Raw genomic sequence first — 14,560 nt, forward strand, 5'->3', positions numbered from 1 at the left:
GCGAATAATCGGTGCGTTCCGCAGGGAGGCCATGGGTCGAGGATAGCCGAGGACGAAACCCTCAGTCGTGCAGCGACGAAAGAAACTGCTTCAACTCCGCCGTCTGCGGATTCCCGAACAGCTCCGCCGGCGGTCCCATCTCGTGCACGCGCCCCTGGTGCATGAAGATCACCCGGTCGCTCACCTTGCGCGCGAAGCTCATCTCGTGCGTCACCATCAGGAGCGTCATGCCTTCGTCGGCCAGCGACTCCACCACGCGCAGCACTTCGCCCACCAGCTCGGGGTCGAGCGCCGAGGTGATCTCGTCGCACAGCAACACGGCCGGCTCCATCGCGAGCGCACGGGCGATGGCCACGCGCTGCTGCTGCCCGCCCGAGAGCTGGTCGGGCATGGCATCGAACTTCTCGGCAAGGCCCACGCGTTCGAGCAGCTTGCGCGCCTGCGAGGCGGCTTCCAGCGACGCGCGCTTCTTCACCAGCGTGGGCGCAAGCATCACGTTCTTGCCGACCGTGAGGTGCGGAAAAAGATTGAAGCTCTGGAAGATCATCCCCACGCGCTGGCGCAGCTCGCGCATGGCCATCGCGCTCTCGTGCAGCAGCGGCTTGCTGTCCACGGTGAGCGAGCCTTCCTGGAACACTTCCAGCCCGTTGATGCAGCGAAGCAGCGTGCTCTTGCCCGAGCCGCTCTTGCCGATGATGGCGATCACCTCGCCGCGCTTCACGTCGAGGTCGATGCCCTTGAGCACTTCGTTGGTGCCGTAGGACTTGCGCAGCGCCGTGATGCGCACGATGGGCGCGGCGAAGGTCGCGGATTCAGGTTTGGCTTGGTCAAGCACGGCGGCCATGGGTCTTCCTCTCGAGGTTCTTGGCGTACAGGCTCACGGGGAAGCACAGCACGAAGTAAAGCAGCGCCACGCAGCTGAACACCACGAAGGGCTGAAAGGTGGCGTTCGAAATCATGCTGCCGGCCTTGGTGAGCTCGACAAAGCCGATCACCGAGGCGAGCGCGGTGCCCTTGATCACCTGCACCAGAAAGCCGACCGTCGGCGCGATCGCGATCTTCACGGCCTGCGGCAGGATCACATGGCGCATCTGCTCGCCGAAGCTCAGGGCCAGGCTGCCGGATGCTTCCCACTGGCCCTTCGGAATCGAGGCCACGCAGCCGCGCCAGATCTCGGTGAGAAAGGCGCTGGTGTAGAGCGTGAGCGCCACGCTCGCCGCGGTCCACGCCGACACGTCGATGCCGAACAGCGCGATGCCGAAGTAGGCAAGAAACAGCTGCATCAGCAGCGGGGTGCCCTGGAAGAGCTGCACATAGAGGCCGACGGCCTTGCCCGCGATCTTGCCGCCGCGCAGGCGCAGAAACAGCAGCAGCCCGCCCACGATGCCGCCGCCGATGAAGGCGATCAGCGAGAGCACCACGGTCCAGCGCAGCGCCATCAGCAGGTTGCGCAGGATGTCCCACAGAGAAAAATCACTCATGACGATGGGTTTCCTTCTGTGGTGCGTTCAGCGGCCGAAGAAGAACTTCGGCCCCGCCCAGTTGAGCAAACGCCGCAGCCCCACCGACAGCGCCAGGTAGATCAGCGTGGCGATGATGAAGGCCTCGAACGCGCGGAAGTTGCGGCTCTGGATCAGGTTGGCCGCGTAGCTCAGCTCTTCGGTCGAGATCTGGCCGCACACCGCCGAGCCCAGCATCACGATGATGATCTGGCTCACCATCGCGGGCCACACCTTCTTGAGCGCGGGCGGCAGCACCACGCGCAGGAACACCTGCGACTTGCTGAGCGCGAGGCTCACGGCCGCTTCGATCTGACCCTTCGGCGTGGCCTCGATGCCCGCGCGGATGATCTCGGTGGAGTACGCGCCCAGGTTCATCACCATCGCGATCACCGACGCCACCTCGGGCGAGAGCTTCACGCCCGCCGCCGGCAGCCCGAAGAAGATGAAGAACAGCTGCACGATGAAGGGCGTGTTGCGGATCAGCTCCACATAGGTGCCCACGATGGCGCGCAGCCAGGCCGGGCCGCCCGAGCGCGCCCAGGCGCACAGCGTGCCCACGATCATGCCGAGCACGGTGCCGATGGCGGTGAGGCCGACGGTCCACGCCACGCCGCGCAGCAGCAGCGGCCATTCGGCGAGCACCGCGCCAAAGTCAAACTCGATGTTCATGGCCGCGTGATTCGATCAGACCGGAAGATCGCCCGCTGCCTTGCCGAGCCACTTCTTCGACATGGCGTCCAGCGTGCCGTCCTTCTTGGCGGCGGCAATGATTTCGTTGACCTTGGTCTTCAATGCGGTTTCGCCCTTCGCGACGCCCACGAAGCAGGGGCTGTCTTTGAGCAGCAGCTTGAACTCGGCGCTGACCTTCGGATTCTTGGCGAGCATGTCGGCGGCGACCGCCGCGCTGGTCGCGAGGGTTTGCGTCTGGCCGGCCACGAAGGCCGCGATCGTCGCGTTGTTGTCCTCGAAGCGGCGGTAGTCGACGTTCGCCGGCGCCACCTTGTTCAGTTCCTGGTCTTCCATCGCACCGCGCGTCACGGCGACGGTCTTGCCGGCCATGTCGGAAAAGGCGGTGAGCTTCATGCTCTTGGCCGCGTACACGGCCTGGAAGAAGGGCGCATAGGCCGACGAGAAGTCGATCACCTTCTCGCGCTCGGCGTTCTTGCCGAGCGTGGAGATCACGAGGTCGGCCTTGCGCGTCTGCAGGTACGGAATGCGGTTGGCGCTGGTCACCGGCACCAGCTCGATCTTCACGCCGAGCTTGGCGGCGATGAGCTCGGCCATTTCGACGTCGAGGCCTTGCGGCTTCATGTTCTTGTCGACCGAGCCGTAGGGCGGGTAGTCGGTCGGCACGGCGATCTTGATGGTCTTGGCCTTGAGCACGTTGTCCAGTGCGTTCTGGGCATGGGCGCCGCCGGCCGCGGCCAGCAGGGCGACGGAAGCGAACGCGAGGGCGAGGTGGCGTTTCGATGCAGAGAAAGTCATAGCAGGGCTCCTAGGTAAGTCGATGAATCGGGGGTGTCGTCAGGGGAGGACGCGGCGGGTTTGCGGCGTTTGGGTTTGGGCGCCGCGCTGTTCTGCAGCGGTGCCAGCGCATCGCGCAGCTGCGCGAGCGGATCGGTGGGCGCCTGCACGCGCAGCGCCGACTGCACCGTGCCGATGTGTTCGGCCATCAGCGCCTCGGCGGCGGCGTGGTCGCCGCGCTCGAGCGCCGCGACGATCTGCACGTGGTCTTCGCACGACTGCACCGCATCGTGCGTGCTTTGGTAGAGCATGGCGATCAGCGTGGTGCGCGCGGTGAAATCGCGCAGCGTGTCGGCCAGGAGCGTGTTGCCCAGGCATTCGGCCAGGCACACGTGGAAGTCGCCGAGCAGGAAGCTGCGGTTGCCGACGTCGCTCTCTTTCAGTGCGCCCTTCTCACGCTGGAGGTGCGCCTTCAGTTGGCGCAGGGCGGCCTTGTCGAGCTTGCCGGTGGTGGCTGCGCTGCGGATGAGCCCCAGCTCGATCACACGCCTCGCCTCGAAGGCTTCGCGCGCTTCTTCCTGCGAAGGCTCGATCACGAACCAGCCGCGCCGTGCGCTCACGGTGACGATGCCGCGCGCCGCCAGCCGGGTGAGGGCTTCGCGCACGATGGTGCGGCTGCAGTCGAAGAGCATGGCCAGCTGCTGCTCGCCCAGGCGCGAACCCGGCGCGAGCTTCTGCGCCATCACCGCTTCGACGATGCGTGCACTGATTTCGGATGCGGATGTAGACATTCGCCTGCATACCAGCAGCTTTTGTGCCAACTGGTATGCAAGATCTGTGCACCGAAATGGATCGGTGCCGTGCGCCAGTGGTGCGGCGCGAGTGCGCTATCGCTTGGCCAGCGCGCTCGCGGGCAGGGCCAGCAGCATGAGCAGTGCCGACAGCACCAGCGCCCCGCTCAGCACATAGAGGCTGGCCGTGAAGCCGCCCGTCAGCGTCTTGAGCGCACCGACCATCATCGGCGCGACCAGCCCCGCGCTGCCGCCGATGGTGCTGATGAGCGCGATGCCTGCGGCCGCTGCACTCTTCGACATGAAGTTGCCCGGAATCGCCCACAGCACGGTGAACGCGCTCGAGATGCCCATCGATGCCAGCGCCAGGCATAGCACGGCCGCCAAGGGGCTCTGCATGAAGAGAGTGGTCAGCGCGAGGCCCGTCGCACCCACCAGCGCACCGATGGCGAAGTGCCAGCGCCGTTCCTTCTTCCGGTCGGAGTGCCGCCCGACCACGATGTTGGCCGCGATGCCCGCGACCGCCGGAATGACCGAATAGAAGCCGATCTGTAGCACGCTGAGCCCCATCGACTTCAGGATGGTCGGCTGCCAGAACGACAGCGCATAGATGCCCAGGATGATCAGGAACGACATGAAGCCGATCAGCCACACCCGGGCGTCGCGCATGGCCGCGCCGAAGGTGTGGCGCTCGGCGGCACCGTGCGCGGCCTGGTCTTCGGCCAGCAGGCGCGCCACGCGCTGCTTCTCCGTGGCCGTGAGCCATGGCGCCTGCGACGGGCTGTTCGAGAGCCAGCGAAACGCGATGACGCCCAGCAGCACGCTCGGCAGCCCTTCGAGCAGGAACAGCCACTGCCATCCACGCAACGCAAGCACCCCGTCGAGGTAGGTCATCGTGAGCCCGGCGATGGGCCCCGCGACGATGGGCGCCGCACCGAAGGCCATGAAGAAGAGGGCGGTTGCCTGCGCGCGGCGGTGCGACGGAAACCAGAGCGTCAGGTAGAACAGCACGCCGGGCGCGAAGCCCGCCTCGAACACGCCGATCAGGAAGCGCAGCACGTAGAACTGCATCGGCGTCGTCGCGAACATCATCGCCGCCGAGGCCAGCCCCCACAGGCCCATGATGCGCAACAGCGTCGCGCGCACGCCGATCTTCGCGAGCATCAGGTTGCTCGGAATCTCGAACACCGCATAGCCGATGAAGAAGATGCCGGCCCCGAGGCCGAACACCGCATCGCTGAAGCCCAGCTGGTCCTTCATCTGCAACTGCGCGTAGCCGACGTTGGTGCGGTCCAGGTAGTTCAGCACATAGCAGGCGCACAGCAGCGGCATCAGCCGCCAGGTGATCTTGCGGAAAAGCGCGGCGTCGTCGCGCGCATCGGCCGAGGCGGGCGTGTGCGCATCGGCGGCGGCGAGGGTGGCGGTGTTCATCGGTGTGTCTCCTTCTTTTTCTTTTCAGCGCTGGGCCAGCGTGCCGAAACTCGTCTCGCCCCAGAGGTGGCTGGTCGGCGCCCCCGGGAAGAGCCAGTGCGGCGAGCATTCGCTGGACGGCACGACGTTGCTGAACCCGTGCGACGGCGAGGTGCCCGCGAGCGTCTTCTCCAGCACCATCGACAGGTACTGGTCATTGCTGCTTTCCTGCGTGTTGCCATTGAGGATCACCTCCGCGCCCGTCGCCTGCGCATAGCGGCGGATGCCGTTGTGGCGCGACTGCAGCGGCGCCCAGCTGTCGGCTGCGACACCGTTCTCGCTGCTCACGCGCAATCCATCGCCGGTGCGATAGACCAGCGAGTGGTTGCCTTCCGTGTGGCCCGGCGTGTGCACCAGCGCGAGGCCACGGCCAAGCTGGATGCTGCCGTCGAACGGAACGATGCGTTCGGCCGGCACGCCGTCGAGGCCATGCGGGCAGTACCACTCGGCCTGCACCGGCAGCAGCCCCTGAACGTTCGCGAGTTCCTGCCGGTGCACGAGCAGCTTGGCGTTCGGCAGCAGGCCAGGCGCATCCGCGCTGCCGAGCCAACGGCGCACGTCCTGCGTGTGCAGGTGGTCGTAGGTGATGTAGTCGATCTGTTCGGGTGCCACGCCGCAGCTCGCCAGCGCCTGCGGCACGGTCTGGTAGACCGGCGCGATGGTCTTGTGCAGGAACTTCGGCGTCTGCTCGCTCAGTCGCTTGAAGTAGGGCGTTTCGTTGCCCGCCTCGAAGTCGGCCGGCGTGAAGAGCAGCGTGCGGAGGCGCCCTTCGAAGTCGTCGTACTGGATCAGTACGGTGCGCGCCAGGAGGTGGACCATGTGCGGCTTGAGCAACTGCTGCGAATACACGCCGGTGAAGGCGAACCACGCAGGGTACGGAATGCGCAGCAGGTTGAAGCTGCGCGCAAAGCGCACCGGCGGCGCATCGAGCAGTTGCTCGCGCAGTGCTTCGGCGCCATGGCGAATGGCGCGCAGGCGGTCTTGCGGCATGGTGGCGCTTCGCGCGCCGTCGAAGTGCGCCAGTTGCGCGAAGCCAGTGGGGTCGGGATCTCGGATCATGGTCGTCTCCTGTGAATGAGGACTTGCTTTTTGAGTTGTCGCGTTGCGGGTTATTCAGGGCGTCGTTGATCGGCGATACACCAACAGCGCGTCCAAGTGCGCAGGGCATCGGGTGCTCCCCGCAGCGAAATCAAGGAGGAGGGCGAAGCCCGGGGGACATTCGCGGAGGGGAGTACCCGGTGGCCTGCGCACACGCCCTGAAGGGGTTCAATACATGGATCGGCCACCCGAGATATCGAACACCGCCCCCGTACTGAAAGAGCAGTCGTCCGAAGCCAGCCACGCGACCATCGCAGCCACTTCATCGACCTCGACGAAGCGCCCCATCGGCACGCGCGCGAGCAGGGCAGTGCGCAGTTGCTCGCGGTGTTCCGCCGGCACGCCCGCGAACACCGCCGTGTCGGCCGCCGACGGCGTGATGCAGTTCACCAGCACGCCGGACAACGCGAGCTCCTTGCCCAGCGATTTGGTCAGCGCAATCAGCCCCGCCTTGGAGGCCGAGTAAGCCGCGTTGAAGCCGTTGCCTTCCTTGCCCGCCACCGAGGCGATGTTGACGATACGCCCGCGCTGCCTGGCCAGCATCACCGGCACGATGGCGCGGCAGCACAGCCATGCGCCCGTGAGGTTGATGTCGAGCACGTTGCGCCATTGCGCGGGCGTGTGCTCCCACGCGGTGACGGTCGGACCGAGCACGCCCGCGTTGTTGACGAGGATGTCGATGCCGCCGAAGCCTTCCTGCGCCTCCGAGGCCGCGCGTGCGATCTGGTCTTCGTCGCGCACGTCGACGAGTGCCGAGGTCGCGGCACCCAGCGGTGCGAGCTGCCGCATCGCTTCGGCCAGCGCCTCTGCTTCCACATCCCACAACGCCACGCTCGCACCGTCCGCCATGCAGCGCCGCGCAATGGCCAGGCCGATGCCGCGCGCGCCGCCCGTGATGACGGCGTGGCGGCCTTCGAGCGGCCGCGCGGTGGTCATGCGACGGCGGCCTCAACCTTGGGCGTTGCGGCCGGCTGGCCGAGCAGTCCGCTCACCAGTGCGCCGACCATCTCGGGCGGCACGCCCACCAGCAACTGCCGCAGCATCGTCAGCGTGTCGAAGTACACGCGCTCGCAGACCAGCGTGTCGCCCTCGAAGATGAAGAAGGCGTTCATGCGGCAGCGGAAGGCGTTGCCCGTCGGCGGAATGCCCTTGAGCGGGCCGCGGTGCGTGCCCAGCAGCCAGAACTCGACGATCACCGAATCGTCGGCGTGCCGCAGCTGGATGATCTCGTGGCGCTGGTCGGGGAAGGCACGGCGCGTTTCGGCGTAGTACAGGCGCACGTCGTCGGTGCCGTCGTGCACTTCGCCGCTCGGGATCAACTCGTAGTGCGGATGGGGGAAGGTGCCGAGCACCGCGTCGAAGTCCTGCCGCGTCTCGTCGGCGAAATGGTCGAGCACGAGGCGCTCGCGGCGGGCTTGAATTTCGCATCGTTCGGTCTGGGTGTTCATCGGGGTGTGCTCCATGTGACAGGTGACATCGGGTTGCTGCAATTGCGGCGACCCGGGCTCGCTGCGTACTATCGGCACCCCCATGCACCAAGACTGTCCGTTGTTGGCATTCGCCACCCCGGGCAAACCCGCGATGCCACGCACGCCCCCTTCATCCCGTCCTGCCGATGCCCAGGCGACGCCGTCACCCCCGCAGGGCAACGACATGCGGCTCGCAGAGGACGTGCAGGAGCGCCTGCTCGCGGTGGCACACCGGCGCACCCTGGCGCGCGGCGAATCGCTGTTTCACAAGGGCTCGTTGCCCGATGCGCTGTTCGGCGTGGTGAGCGGATCGCTGCGCGTGAGCGTGGTCGCGCCGGGCGGGCGCGAGGCGGTGATCGCGATGCTCGAACCCGGGCACTGGTTCGGCGAGGTGTCGCTGCTCGTGGGGCGCGAGCGCGTCTACGACACCTTCGCGGTCGAGACCACCGAAACGGCCGTGGTGGCCGCGGCGGACTTCCACCGGCTGATCGCCGAGCATCCCGATGTGCACATGGCCTTCACGCGGCTGGTGTGCCTGCGGCTGCGACAGGCGCTCGCCTGGATCGACGACGTGATCCTGATGCCGCTGCCCGTGCGGCTCGCGCACCGGCTGCTGACGCTGGACGCGCGCGCCGCCGAGCCGGGCGACGAGCGCGGCAGCACGACGCTCGGCGTGTCGCAGGAAGACCTGTCGTTCATGCTCGGCGTGTCGCGCCAGAGCGTGAACCGGCAACTGAAGCTGTGGGAGGAAGACGGCACGCTGCGCGTGCGCTACCGCAGCATCGAACTGCTGAGCCGCGAGCAGCTCGAGCGGCACGCGGCCACGCCGCCCTGAGCGCCGCCGGGGCTCAGTCCATCCGCGCGCCCGAGGCCTTCACCGCCTTGTCCCAGCGCGGCGTTTCCGTCGCGAGGAAGCGCGCGAAGTCCTCGCTGCCCAGGTAGGCCGGGTCCGCGCCCTGGCTCACCATGCGCTCGCGCACCTCGGGGCTGGTCAGCACCTGCCTGAACGCGTCGCTGAGTTTGGCGACCACGTCCTTGGGCGTGTCCTTCGGCGCGAGGAAGCCGTAGAAGCCCACCACCTCGAATCCCTTGACGCCCGACTCGATGACGGTCGGCACGTCGGGCAGGGCGGGGTTGCGCTCGCGGCTGGTCACCGCCAGCGCGCGCACCTTGCCCTGCTTGTGATAGTTGGCGGCCTGCGGAATCGACTCGGCCATGAACTGCACCTGCCCGCCCATCAGGTCGGTGAAGGCCGGCGCGCTGCCGCGGTAGGGGATGTGCACCATGAAGATGCCGGTCGCGGTCTTGAACATCTCGGGGACGAGGTGGCTGATGCCGCCGTTGCCCGCCGAGCCGTAGTTGATCTGGCCCGGCCGCGCCTTGGCGTAGTCGATGAATTGCTTCAGGTTCTGCACCGGCAGCTTGGGCGTGACCAGCAACGCCAGCGGCTGCATCGCGGTGCGCGCAATCGGCACGAAGTCGCGCTGCGTGTTGTAGGGCAGCTTGCTGTAAAGCGCGCCGTTGATCACGGCCACTCCCGTGTTGGCCAGCATCAGCGTGTAGCCGTCGGCCGGGCTCTTGGCAACGGCATCGGCACCGACCGAGCCGCCCGCGCCGGGCTTGTAGTCGACGATCAGCGGCTGGCCGAGCACGGCCTGCAGCTTGTCGGTGAGCAGGCGTGCATGCTGGTCGAGCGGGCCGCCGGCCGGAAAGCCGATGACGACCTTGATCGGCTTGTCGGGATAGGCGGCCATGGCCGCCGTGGTGCCGAACGTGCCGAGTGCGAAAGAAAGGACCGCCAGCGCGGTCCGGGTGGGCTTGTTCATGATCCGTCTCCTTTTTGTGGAGACGATCATAAGCAGCGCCGTCTGCGCGTTTTCAGCTGGCCAGCGTGGCCTTCAGCGTGATCTCGGGCACGCTCGCAAGCGCCTTCGACAGCGGGCAGCCGGCCTTGGCGGCGGCGGCGATTTCCTGGAACTTGGCTTCGTCGAGGTTGGGCACGGCCGCGTCCAGCTCGAGCTGGATGCGGTCGATCTTGAAGCCGGCGCCGTCCTTGGCCAGCCGCACGGCGGCCTTGGTGTCGATGCGCGTGGCCGCCAGGCCCGCTGCTTCCAGCGCGAAGGCAAAGGCCATCGTGAAGCAGGCCGCATGGGCCGCGCCGACGATCTCCTCGGGGTTGGTGCCGCGCTTGTCGTCCTCGAAGCGGCTCGCGAAGCCGTAGGGGTAGTCTTTCAGGGCGCCGGTCTCGGTGCTGATCTGGCCCTTGCCGGTCTTGCCGGCGCCTTCCCAGTGAACGCTTGCGTGCTTGTCTGCTGCCATGGGGATTCCTTCGGTGGTGGTGGGTGAATGGGCTGCTTGGAGACAGAACTGCAGGTATCGCTCCGAAAGCCGCGCCTGTCTGTAGTCGCAGGCCGCATGGCGCATCCCCCATCGGGCATGGCGACGCGATGTCAGCCGCCGTGCACGCCGGCAGTGCTGCGCTTGAGCTGTCCCCGCACTTCGCCCGCCGGCCAGGCGCGGGTCGACACGCTGACGTACCAGAGGCCGGCCATGAGGTCGGCCACCTGTGCCTGCGTGAGCGTGCTGGTGCCGGTGAGTTCGTAGCCGGCGTCGGGGCCGGTGCCGTGCTGCACGCCTTGGCTCTGCGGCGGCAGCTCGATGGCCAACGGGCCGTTGTGGCCCCTGGCGGCAGGGCCGTAGAAGCCTGCGAGCGTGGCCGGCCCGCTCAGGCGCGCGTAGTTCACGCGCCATTTGAAGATGCCGGTGGCCAGCGTCAGTGTTCCGAACATGGAGCCGCCGGCCTTGCCGGCGTGGCGCGGCACCACTTCCTCAGTGCCGAGCCAGCAGTCGATCGGCACCCACTCCGGCGGGGTGTGCGGCAATGCCGTCGGGTTGTCCTGGGGGCCGAACCTGGAGACGAGGGCGCAGCCCGAGGCGGACAGCGCGGCGCCCAGGAGCAGGGCGCGTCGCCAGCGTGTTTTTCTTGCGAGTTCGAGCATGCGAGGCGGGACCGGTCTGCGGGCCCACGGCCCCGGGGCTGCACGATAGCCGATGCCGGCGGGTACGAAAAAAGGGCGTCGCCAATGTGACGCCCCCGGGGGCTTCCCCGATGGGAGCCGCGGCCGGGGCGGCTTAGGCTGGCGTGCCTTTGCCCTTCCTGCCCCGCATTTTTTCTCCCGCCTGTTCTCACCATGCAACAACGCCCGCATTACAAGTTCTGGCCCAAACGCCTGCCGCATTCGCTCACCGTTCCCGCCACGTCGCTGTGGCACAACCTCGCGACCTCCGCCGCCCGCTACCCCGACAAGGCCGCGCTCGTGTTCTTCGGCCGCGTGATGAGCTATCGCGAGTTGGCCGAGCAGGTCGAACGGCTGGCCGGCACGCTGCATGCGCTGGGCGTGCAGCGCGGCGACCGCGTGATCCTGAACATGCAGAACTGCCCGCAGCTCGTGGTCGCGCACTTCGCGATCCTGCGCGCCAATGCGGTGGTGGTGCCGGTCAACCCGATGAACCGGGCGGAGGAGCTCAAGCACTACATCGTCGACCCCGACGCCAAGGTGGCGCTCACCACCGGCGACCTCGCCGCCGAATTGGCCAAGGCCAGCGATGCGTTGCCGGCCGAGCAGCGGCTCGCGCACATCGTCGTGACCCAGTTCACCGACGCCTTCGATGCCGACGTCACCGGCGACGATGCGCCCGCTCCCGCATGGACCGCCTGGCTCGGCACCCGCCATCCACTGCCCGCGCTTGCCGGCGGCCAGGTGATGGCGTGGACCGACGCGCTCGAGGCCGGCCACCCGGCCCCCGCGCATGTGGTGGGCGCCAACGACATGGCGCTGCTGCCCTACACCAGCGGCACCACCGGCCTGCCCAAGGGCTGCGTGCATCACCATTCGAGCCTGATGCACAACGCGGTGTCGGGCCAGCTCTGGGGCCATGCGACATCGGAAGCGGTGGTGCTGGCCGTGGTGCCCATGTTCCACATCACCGGCGTGGTGAGCATGATGCACACCTCGATCCTCGCGGCGGCCACGCTGGTCATCATGCCGCGCTGGGACCGCGACGTGGCCGGCCGGCTCATCTCGCGCTGGAAGGTGACGAGCTGGACCAACATCCCGACCATGGTGATCGACCTCATGGCCAGCCCCAACTTCGCGAGCTACGACCTATCGAGCATCACCCACATCGGCGGCGGCGGCGCCGCGATGCCGCAGGCGGTGGCGCAGCGCCTGTTCGAGCAGTACGGCCTCAAATACCAGGAAGGCTACGGCCTCACCGAGACGGCCGCGCCTTCGCACACCAACCCGTCGGAAAACCCGAAGCAGCAGTGCCTGGGCATTCCGTTCATGAGCACCGACGCGCGCGTGGTCGACCCCGACACGCTGGTGGAAATGCCCATCGGAGAATCGGGCGAGATCATCATCCACGGCCCCGAGGTGTTCCAGGGCTACTGGAAGCGGCCCGACGCGACGAAGGCCGCCTTCGTCGAGTTCGAGGGCAAGCGCTTCTTCCGCTCGGGCGACATGGGCCGCATGGACGAGGACGGCTACTTCTTCATGACCGATCGCCTGAAACGCATGATCAACGCGAGCGGCTTCAAGGTGTGGCCGGCCGAGGTCGAGCTGCTGATGTTCCGCCACCCCGCGATCCAGGAGGCCTGCGTCATCTCGACCAAGGACGACTACCGCGGCGAATCGGTCAAGGCGGTGGTGGTGCTGCGCGCAACGCACAAGGACACGACCGAGCAGCAGATCATCGACTGGTGCCGCGAGAACATGGCGGTCTACAAGATCCCGCGCAAGGTGCAGTTCGTGGAGACGTTGCCCAAGAGCGGCAGCGGCAAGGTGATGTGGCGGTTGCTGCAGGAAGCCGAGCAGCCGACGGCTTGAACGCGTGCAGACGAGGCGGGCAGGGCTCGGGTGCGGCCTTTTTGCTTAAAATGAGAATAGTTCTTATTTGTAAGCGGAGCTTCCTCCGCCGTGCTGAACGGTATTGAGAAACGACAACCCAAAACGGCGCGATAAATCGGGATTTGCCGGGACCTGGCGGGACCGCTTGGGACGAGTCGTGTAACGAGTTTACGCGGGTGGTAAAGGCGCCCCGCAGCGCGAATCGCTCACTTTGAGCGGTCTTGCGGGGGCTCCAGCATGTCGAGCTGCTGCTCGTGCCGGGAGGATGCCAGTTTGGCACGGACGCGCGTGATGAGGCGGCGCAGGCCGCTGTCGGTCATCTCATATTTGCGCGAGAGTTCCGGGATGTTGGCGCCGGTGAAGGCGTCGAAGATTTCCAGCTCGATCTGAGCGAGCTTCCGCTGGAAGTCGCGGGGGATGTAGATCATCTGGCCGCCCCAGTGATCGGCCACGTGGTCTGCGACCGAGCTGGCGATGATCGCCGCCACGGCGGGCGGCACTTCGTTCTCTATCAATGCACGCTCCGCCGTGCCAGCCAGATCGGCCAGCAGCTCGTTGCGAAGTTCGCTCATCCTAGAGTCGTTGCTCATCAGCGGCCTCCCAGTGCCTCTTGCATGCCGGCGTCAGTCGAGCGGCCGATGGCGGCCGAGAACGCCATCCAAGCGGTCCAATGGGCGTCGAAGCCATCGGAGCCCTGCAGCCGGCGCAGCGCCTCCTCTACGGCCAGTTCTTGCGCCTGGTCGAGCAGGCCGGCAGCGCGCGCACCGTGCACCTCGACCTGCAGCTGGTCGACGGCGGCAGGCAGGAAGCGCATGGCCCACTTCTTCATGGTCTCGATCAGCTTGCGCATGGCCTGGCTGTCGGCCCAGTGCATGTCTTCGACGCGGGCGATGCGCTTCACATAGCTGGCCAGCGCGGCCTCGGATGAGTCCCGGACCACCTGCAGCTCGTGCAGGAACAGCCACAACGCCCGGACCTTGCGAGCCTCGGGGCTCGTGTCCTGGCGGCGGTCGGTGACCTTGGAACGCACCTTGAAACCGGCCTTCTTTGCCTGTTCCAAAACCCGCATGAGCGCTGGAACGCCCATCTTCGCGGTCGAATCAGCACCTCCAGCCGTCTGCAGCATGGTGCGGTAGGTCGGCTCGTCCATCTTTCCGGCTTTCTCCAGGTCGCGGCGTGCGACGTGGATCAGCTTGATCAAGCGGACGCGCTCAGGATTCGCTGCAGCTGCGCCCAGCGCTCTTGCCTTGGTCGCAGCGAGCGTCATGCGCCTTCTCCCGAGGCAGCGTCGAACATGTCAGCAGTGCGAGTGCAACGTGGCCGTGGAATGCTCTCGCCCTTGGGAATGAACGACGTGCATTCATAGCGGCAGTCGAAGGGACCTGGCCCGACTTCGATTTCGCGCCACTCGACCGGACCCTCGTGGGTCGTGAAGCTGGCACAGAGGATTGGGCAGTAGTCCTCCTCGCCCGCCTGATCCTGGTGAACCTTGCCATTCATCACCCTGTCGCGCGCGCACCGGCAGCACCATCCCTCGTGGAAGATCTCGCCCTCGGTGCCATTCGATGGCGCCCACTGGCGTCCAGGCAGCTCACCGGCCGTTGGTTCGTATCGCATGGCCTACCCCAGCAAAAACGGACCAAGCCAGGTGTTCCACACACCGAGCAGGCAGAACGAACCGAAGACCAGCATCTGAGCGCAAAGCGGCCAGAGGCGGCGATGGCTCCCATGCACGACCCAGGCCGCGCAGCTCACCAGGAGCAGAGTGAACGGCACGGCCGGGTTGGCCAACACGGCCATGAGCAGCGCGCCCACGATGGCCATGAGCGCGGCGAAAACGTCAGATCGCATATCAA

General features: G+C 66.9%; 17 protein-coding genes. 2 read left to right on the forward strand and 15 right to left on the reverse strand.

The window, feature by feature from the left end:
- Positions 1-61: 61 nt before the first annotated feature.
- The 9 genes from ACSFA7_RS13935 to ACSFA7_RS13975 all read right to left on the reverse strand — a co-directional run bounded on the left by ACSFA7_RS13935 (position 62) and on the right by ACSFA7_RS13975 (position 7,773).
- Positions 62-844, reverse strand: coding sequence for an amino acid ABC transporter ATP-binding protein (locus tag ACSFA7_RS13935; RefSeq protein ID WP_435499907.1), 783 nt, complete (start codon positions 842-844; stop codon positions 62-64).
- The gene (locus ACSFA7_RS13940; RefSeq protein WP_042581113.1) at positions 828-1,481 is read right to left on the reverse strand and encodes an amino acid ABC transporter permease; all 654 of its coding nucleotides are present in this window, start codon (positions 1,479-1,481) and stop codon (positions 828-830) included. Before ACSFA7_RS13940 ends, ACSFA7_RS13935 begins: the two co-directional genes overlap by 17 nt.
- A gap of 27 nt (positions 1,482-1,508) precedes the next feature.
- Positions 1,509-2,171: an amino acid ABC transporter permease gene (locus tag ACSFA7_RS13945; protein ID WP_435499908.1), complete on the reverse strand. Its 663-nt coding sequence runs from the start codon at positions 2,169-2,171 to the stop codon at positions 1,509-1,511.
- Positions 2,172-2,186: 15 nt separating this feature from the next.
- Positions 2,187-2,987 carry a transporter substrate-binding domain-containing protein gene (locus ACSFA7_RS13950; protein ID WP_435499909.1) on the reverse strand — a complete coding sequence of 267 codons (801 nt, stop codon included), beginning with the start codon at positions 2,985-2,987 and terminating at the stop codon, positions 2,187-2,189.
- Entirely contained in the window at positions 2,984-3,757 is a 774-nt protein-coding gene (locus ACSFA7_RS13955; RefSeq protein ID WP_435499910.1) for a GntR family transcriptional regulator, read from the reverse strand. The genes ACSFA7_RS13950 and ACSFA7_RS13955 overlap by 4 nt, the downstream gene beginning before the upstream one ends.
- 96 nt (positions 3,758-3,853) lie before the next feature.
- On the reverse strand, positions 3,854-5,188 hold the full coding sequence (locus ACSFA7_RS13960; RefSeq protein WP_435499911.1) for an MFS transporter: 1,335 nt from the start codon (positions 5,186-5,188) through the stop codon (positions 3,854-3,856).
- Between the two features lie 24 nt (positions 5,189-5,212).
- Positions 5,213-6,286, reverse strand: coding sequence for an MBL fold metallo-hydrolase (locus tag ACSFA7_RS13965; protein WP_435499912.1), 1,074 nt, complete (start codon positions 6,284-6,286; stop codon positions 5,213-5,215).
- Between the two features lie 207 nt (positions 6,287-6,493).
- Positions 6,494-7,261, reverse strand: a complete 768-nt coding sequence (locus tag ACSFA7_RS13970; protein WP_435499913.1) for an SDR family NAD(P)-dependent oxidoreductase — start codon at positions 7,259-7,261, stop codon at positions 6,494-6,496.
- Positions 7,258-7,773, reverse strand: a complete 516-nt coding sequence (locus ACSFA7_RS13975; RefSeq protein WP_435499914.1) for an ester cyclase — start codon at positions 7,771-7,773, stop codon at positions 7,258-7,260. The genes ACSFA7_RS13970 and ACSFA7_RS13975 overlap by 4 nt, the downstream gene beginning before the upstream one ends.
- Positions 7,774-7,906: 133 nt before the next feature.
- Between ACSFA7_RS13975 and ACSFA7_RS13980 the strand changes: the two genes are divergently transcribed.
- Positions 7,907-8,629 (forward strand): Crp/Fnr family transcriptional regulator, encoded by a 723-nt coding sequence (locus tag ACSFA7_RS13980; protein WP_435499915.1) that lies wholly within the window; start codon positions 7,907-7,909, stop codon positions 8,627-8,629.
- 13 nt (positions 8,630-8,642) lie between these two features.
- Here the strand turns inward: ACSFA7_RS13980 and ACSFA7_RS13985 are convergent, their stop codons facing one another.
- From ACSFA7_RS13985 to ACSFA7_RS13995, 3 genes are all read right to left on the reverse strand, one after another.
- The gene (locus ACSFA7_RS13985; RefSeq protein ID WP_435499916.1) at positions 8,643-9,620 is read right to left on the reverse strand and encodes a Bug family tripartite tricarboxylate transporter substrate binding protein; all 978 of its coding nucleotides are present in this window, start codon (positions 9,618-9,620) and stop codon (positions 8,643-8,645) included.
- A 52-nt stretch (positions 9,621-9,672) separates the two neighbouring features.
- Positions 9,673-10,113: an OsmC family protein gene (locus ACSFA7_RS13990; RefSeq protein WP_206174559.1), complete on the reverse strand. Its 441-nt coding sequence runs from the start codon at positions 10,111-10,113 to the stop codon at positions 9,673-9,675.
- A gap of 131 nt (positions 10,114-10,244) precedes the next feature.
- Positions 10,245-10,793, reverse strand: coding sequence for a CHRD domain-containing protein (locus ACSFA7_RS13995; RefSeq protein ID WP_435499917.1), 549 nt, complete (start codon positions 10,791-10,793; stop codon positions 10,245-10,247).
- 192 nt (positions 10,794-10,985) lie between these two features.
- Between ACSFA7_RS13995 and ACSFA7_RS14000 the strand changes: the two genes are divergently transcribed.
- Complete coding sequence (locus ACSFA7_RS14000) at positions 10,986-12,683, forward strand: long-chain fatty acid--CoA ligase (protein ID WP_435499918.1); 1,698 nt, start codon at positions 10,986-10,988, stop codon at positions 12,681-12,683.
- 227 nt (positions 12,684-12,910) lie between these two features.
- Here ACSFA7_RS14000 and ACSFA7_RS14005 read toward each other — a convergent pair whose 3' ends face one another.
- The 3 genes from ACSFA7_RS14005 to ACSFA7_RS14015 all read right to left on the reverse strand — a co-directional run bounded on the left by ACSFA7_RS14005 (position 12,911) and on the right by ACSFA7_RS14015 (position 14,555).
- Positions 12,911-13,294 carry a Mor transcription activator family protein gene (locus tag ACSFA7_RS14005; protein WP_187111999.1) on the reverse strand — a complete coding sequence of 128 codons (384 nt, stop codon included), beginning with the start codon at positions 13,292-13,294 and terminating at the stop codon, positions 12,911-12,913.
- Entirely contained in the window at positions 13,294-13,971 is a 678-nt protein-coding gene (locus ACSFA7_RS14010; RefSeq protein WP_435499919.1) for a gp16 family protein, read from the reverse strand. Before ACSFA7_RS14010 ends, ACSFA7_RS14005 begins: the two co-directional genes overlap by 1 nt.
- A gap of 353 nt (positions 13,972-14,324) precedes the next feature.
- On the reverse strand, positions 14,325-14,555 hold the full coding sequence (locus ACSFA7_RS14015; RefSeq protein ID WP_435499920.1) for a hypothetical protein: 231 nt from the start codon (positions 14,553-14,555) through the stop codon (positions 14,325-14,327).
- Positions 14,556-14,560: the final 5 nt, after the last annotated feature.

Origin of the sequence: Variovorax trehalosi, assembly GCF_051216415.1 — a bacterium.
GTDB lineage: Bacteria > Pseudomonadota > Gammaproteobacteria > Burkholderiales > Burkholderiaceae_C > Variovorax.

Excerpts from the sequence above, each read along its gene's own strand:
- ACSFA7_RS14010 (WP_435499919.1), bottom strand. The coding sequence starts at position 13,971 with ATGACGCTCGCTGCGACCAAGGCAAGAGCGCTGGGCGCAGCTGCAGCG.
- ACSFA7_RS13965 (WP_435499912.1), bottom strand. The coding sequence starts at position 6,286 with ATGATCCGAGATCCCGACCCCACTGGCTTCGCGCAACTGGCGCACTTC.
- ACSFA7_RS13995 (WP_435499917.1), bottom strand. The coding sequence starts at position 10,793 with ATGCTCGAACTCGCAAGAAAAACACGCTGGCGACGCGCCCTGCTCCTG.
- ACSFA7_RS13980 (WP_435499915.1), top strand. The coding sequence starts at position 7,907 with ATGCCACGCACGCCCCCTTCATCCCGTCCTGCCGATGCCCAGGCGACG.
- ACSFA7_RS13955 (WP_435499910.1), bottom strand. The coding sequence starts at position 3,757 with ATGTCTACATCCGCATCCGAAATCAGTGCACGCATCGTCGAAGCGGTG.
- ACSFA7_RS14005 (WP_187111999.1), bottom strand. The coding sequence starts at position 13,294 with ATGAGCAACGACTCTAGGATGAGCGAACTTCGCAACGAGCTGCTGGCC.
- ACSFA7_RS13985 (WP_435499916.1), bottom strand. The coding sequence starts at position 9,620 with ATGAACAAGCCCACCCGGACCGCGCTGGCGGTCCTTTCTTTCGCACTC.
- ACSFA7_RS13970 (WP_435499913.1), bottom strand. The coding sequence starts at position 7,261 with ATGACCACCGCGCGGCCGCTCGAAGGCCGCCACGCCGTCATCACGGGC.
- ACSFA7_RS13940 (WP_042581113.1), bottom strand. The coding sequence starts at position 1,481 with ATGAGTGATTTTTCTCTGTGGGACATCCTGCGCAACCTGCTGATGGCG.
- ACSFA7_RS13975 (WP_435499914.1), bottom strand. The coding sequence starts at position 7,773 with ATGAACACCCAGACCGAACGATGCGAAATTCAAGCCCGCCGCGAGCGC.
- ACSFA7_RS13960 (WP_435499911.1), bottom strand. The coding sequence starts at position 5,188 with ATGAACACCGCCACCCTCGCCGCCGCCGATGCGCACACGCCCGCCTCG.
- ACSFA7_RS13990 (WP_206174559.1), bottom strand. The coding sequence starts at position 10,113 with ATGGCAGCAGACAAGCACGCAAGCGTTCACTGGGAAGGCGCCGGCAAG.
- ACSFA7_RS13945 (WP_435499908.1), bottom strand. The coding sequence starts at position 2,171 with ATGAACATCGAGTTTGACTTTGGCGCGGTGCTCGCCGAATGGCCGCTG.
- ACSFA7_RS14000 (WP_435499918.1), top strand. The coding sequence starts at position 10,986 with ATGCAACAACGCCCGCATTACAAGTTCTGGCCCAAACGCCTGCCGCAT.
- ACSFA7_RS13950 (WP_435499909.1), bottom strand. The coding sequence starts at position 2,987 with ATGACTTTCTCTGCATCGAAACGCCACCTCGCCCTCGCGTTCGCTTCC.
- ACSFA7_RS13935 (WP_435499907.1), bottom strand. The coding sequence starts at position 844 with ATGGCCGCCGTGCTTGACCAAGCCAAACCTGAATCCGCGACCTTCGCC.
- ACSFA7_RS14015 (WP_435499920.1), bottom strand. The coding sequence starts at position 14,555 with ATGCGATCTGACGTTTTCGCCGCGCTCATGGCCATCGTGGGCGCGCTG.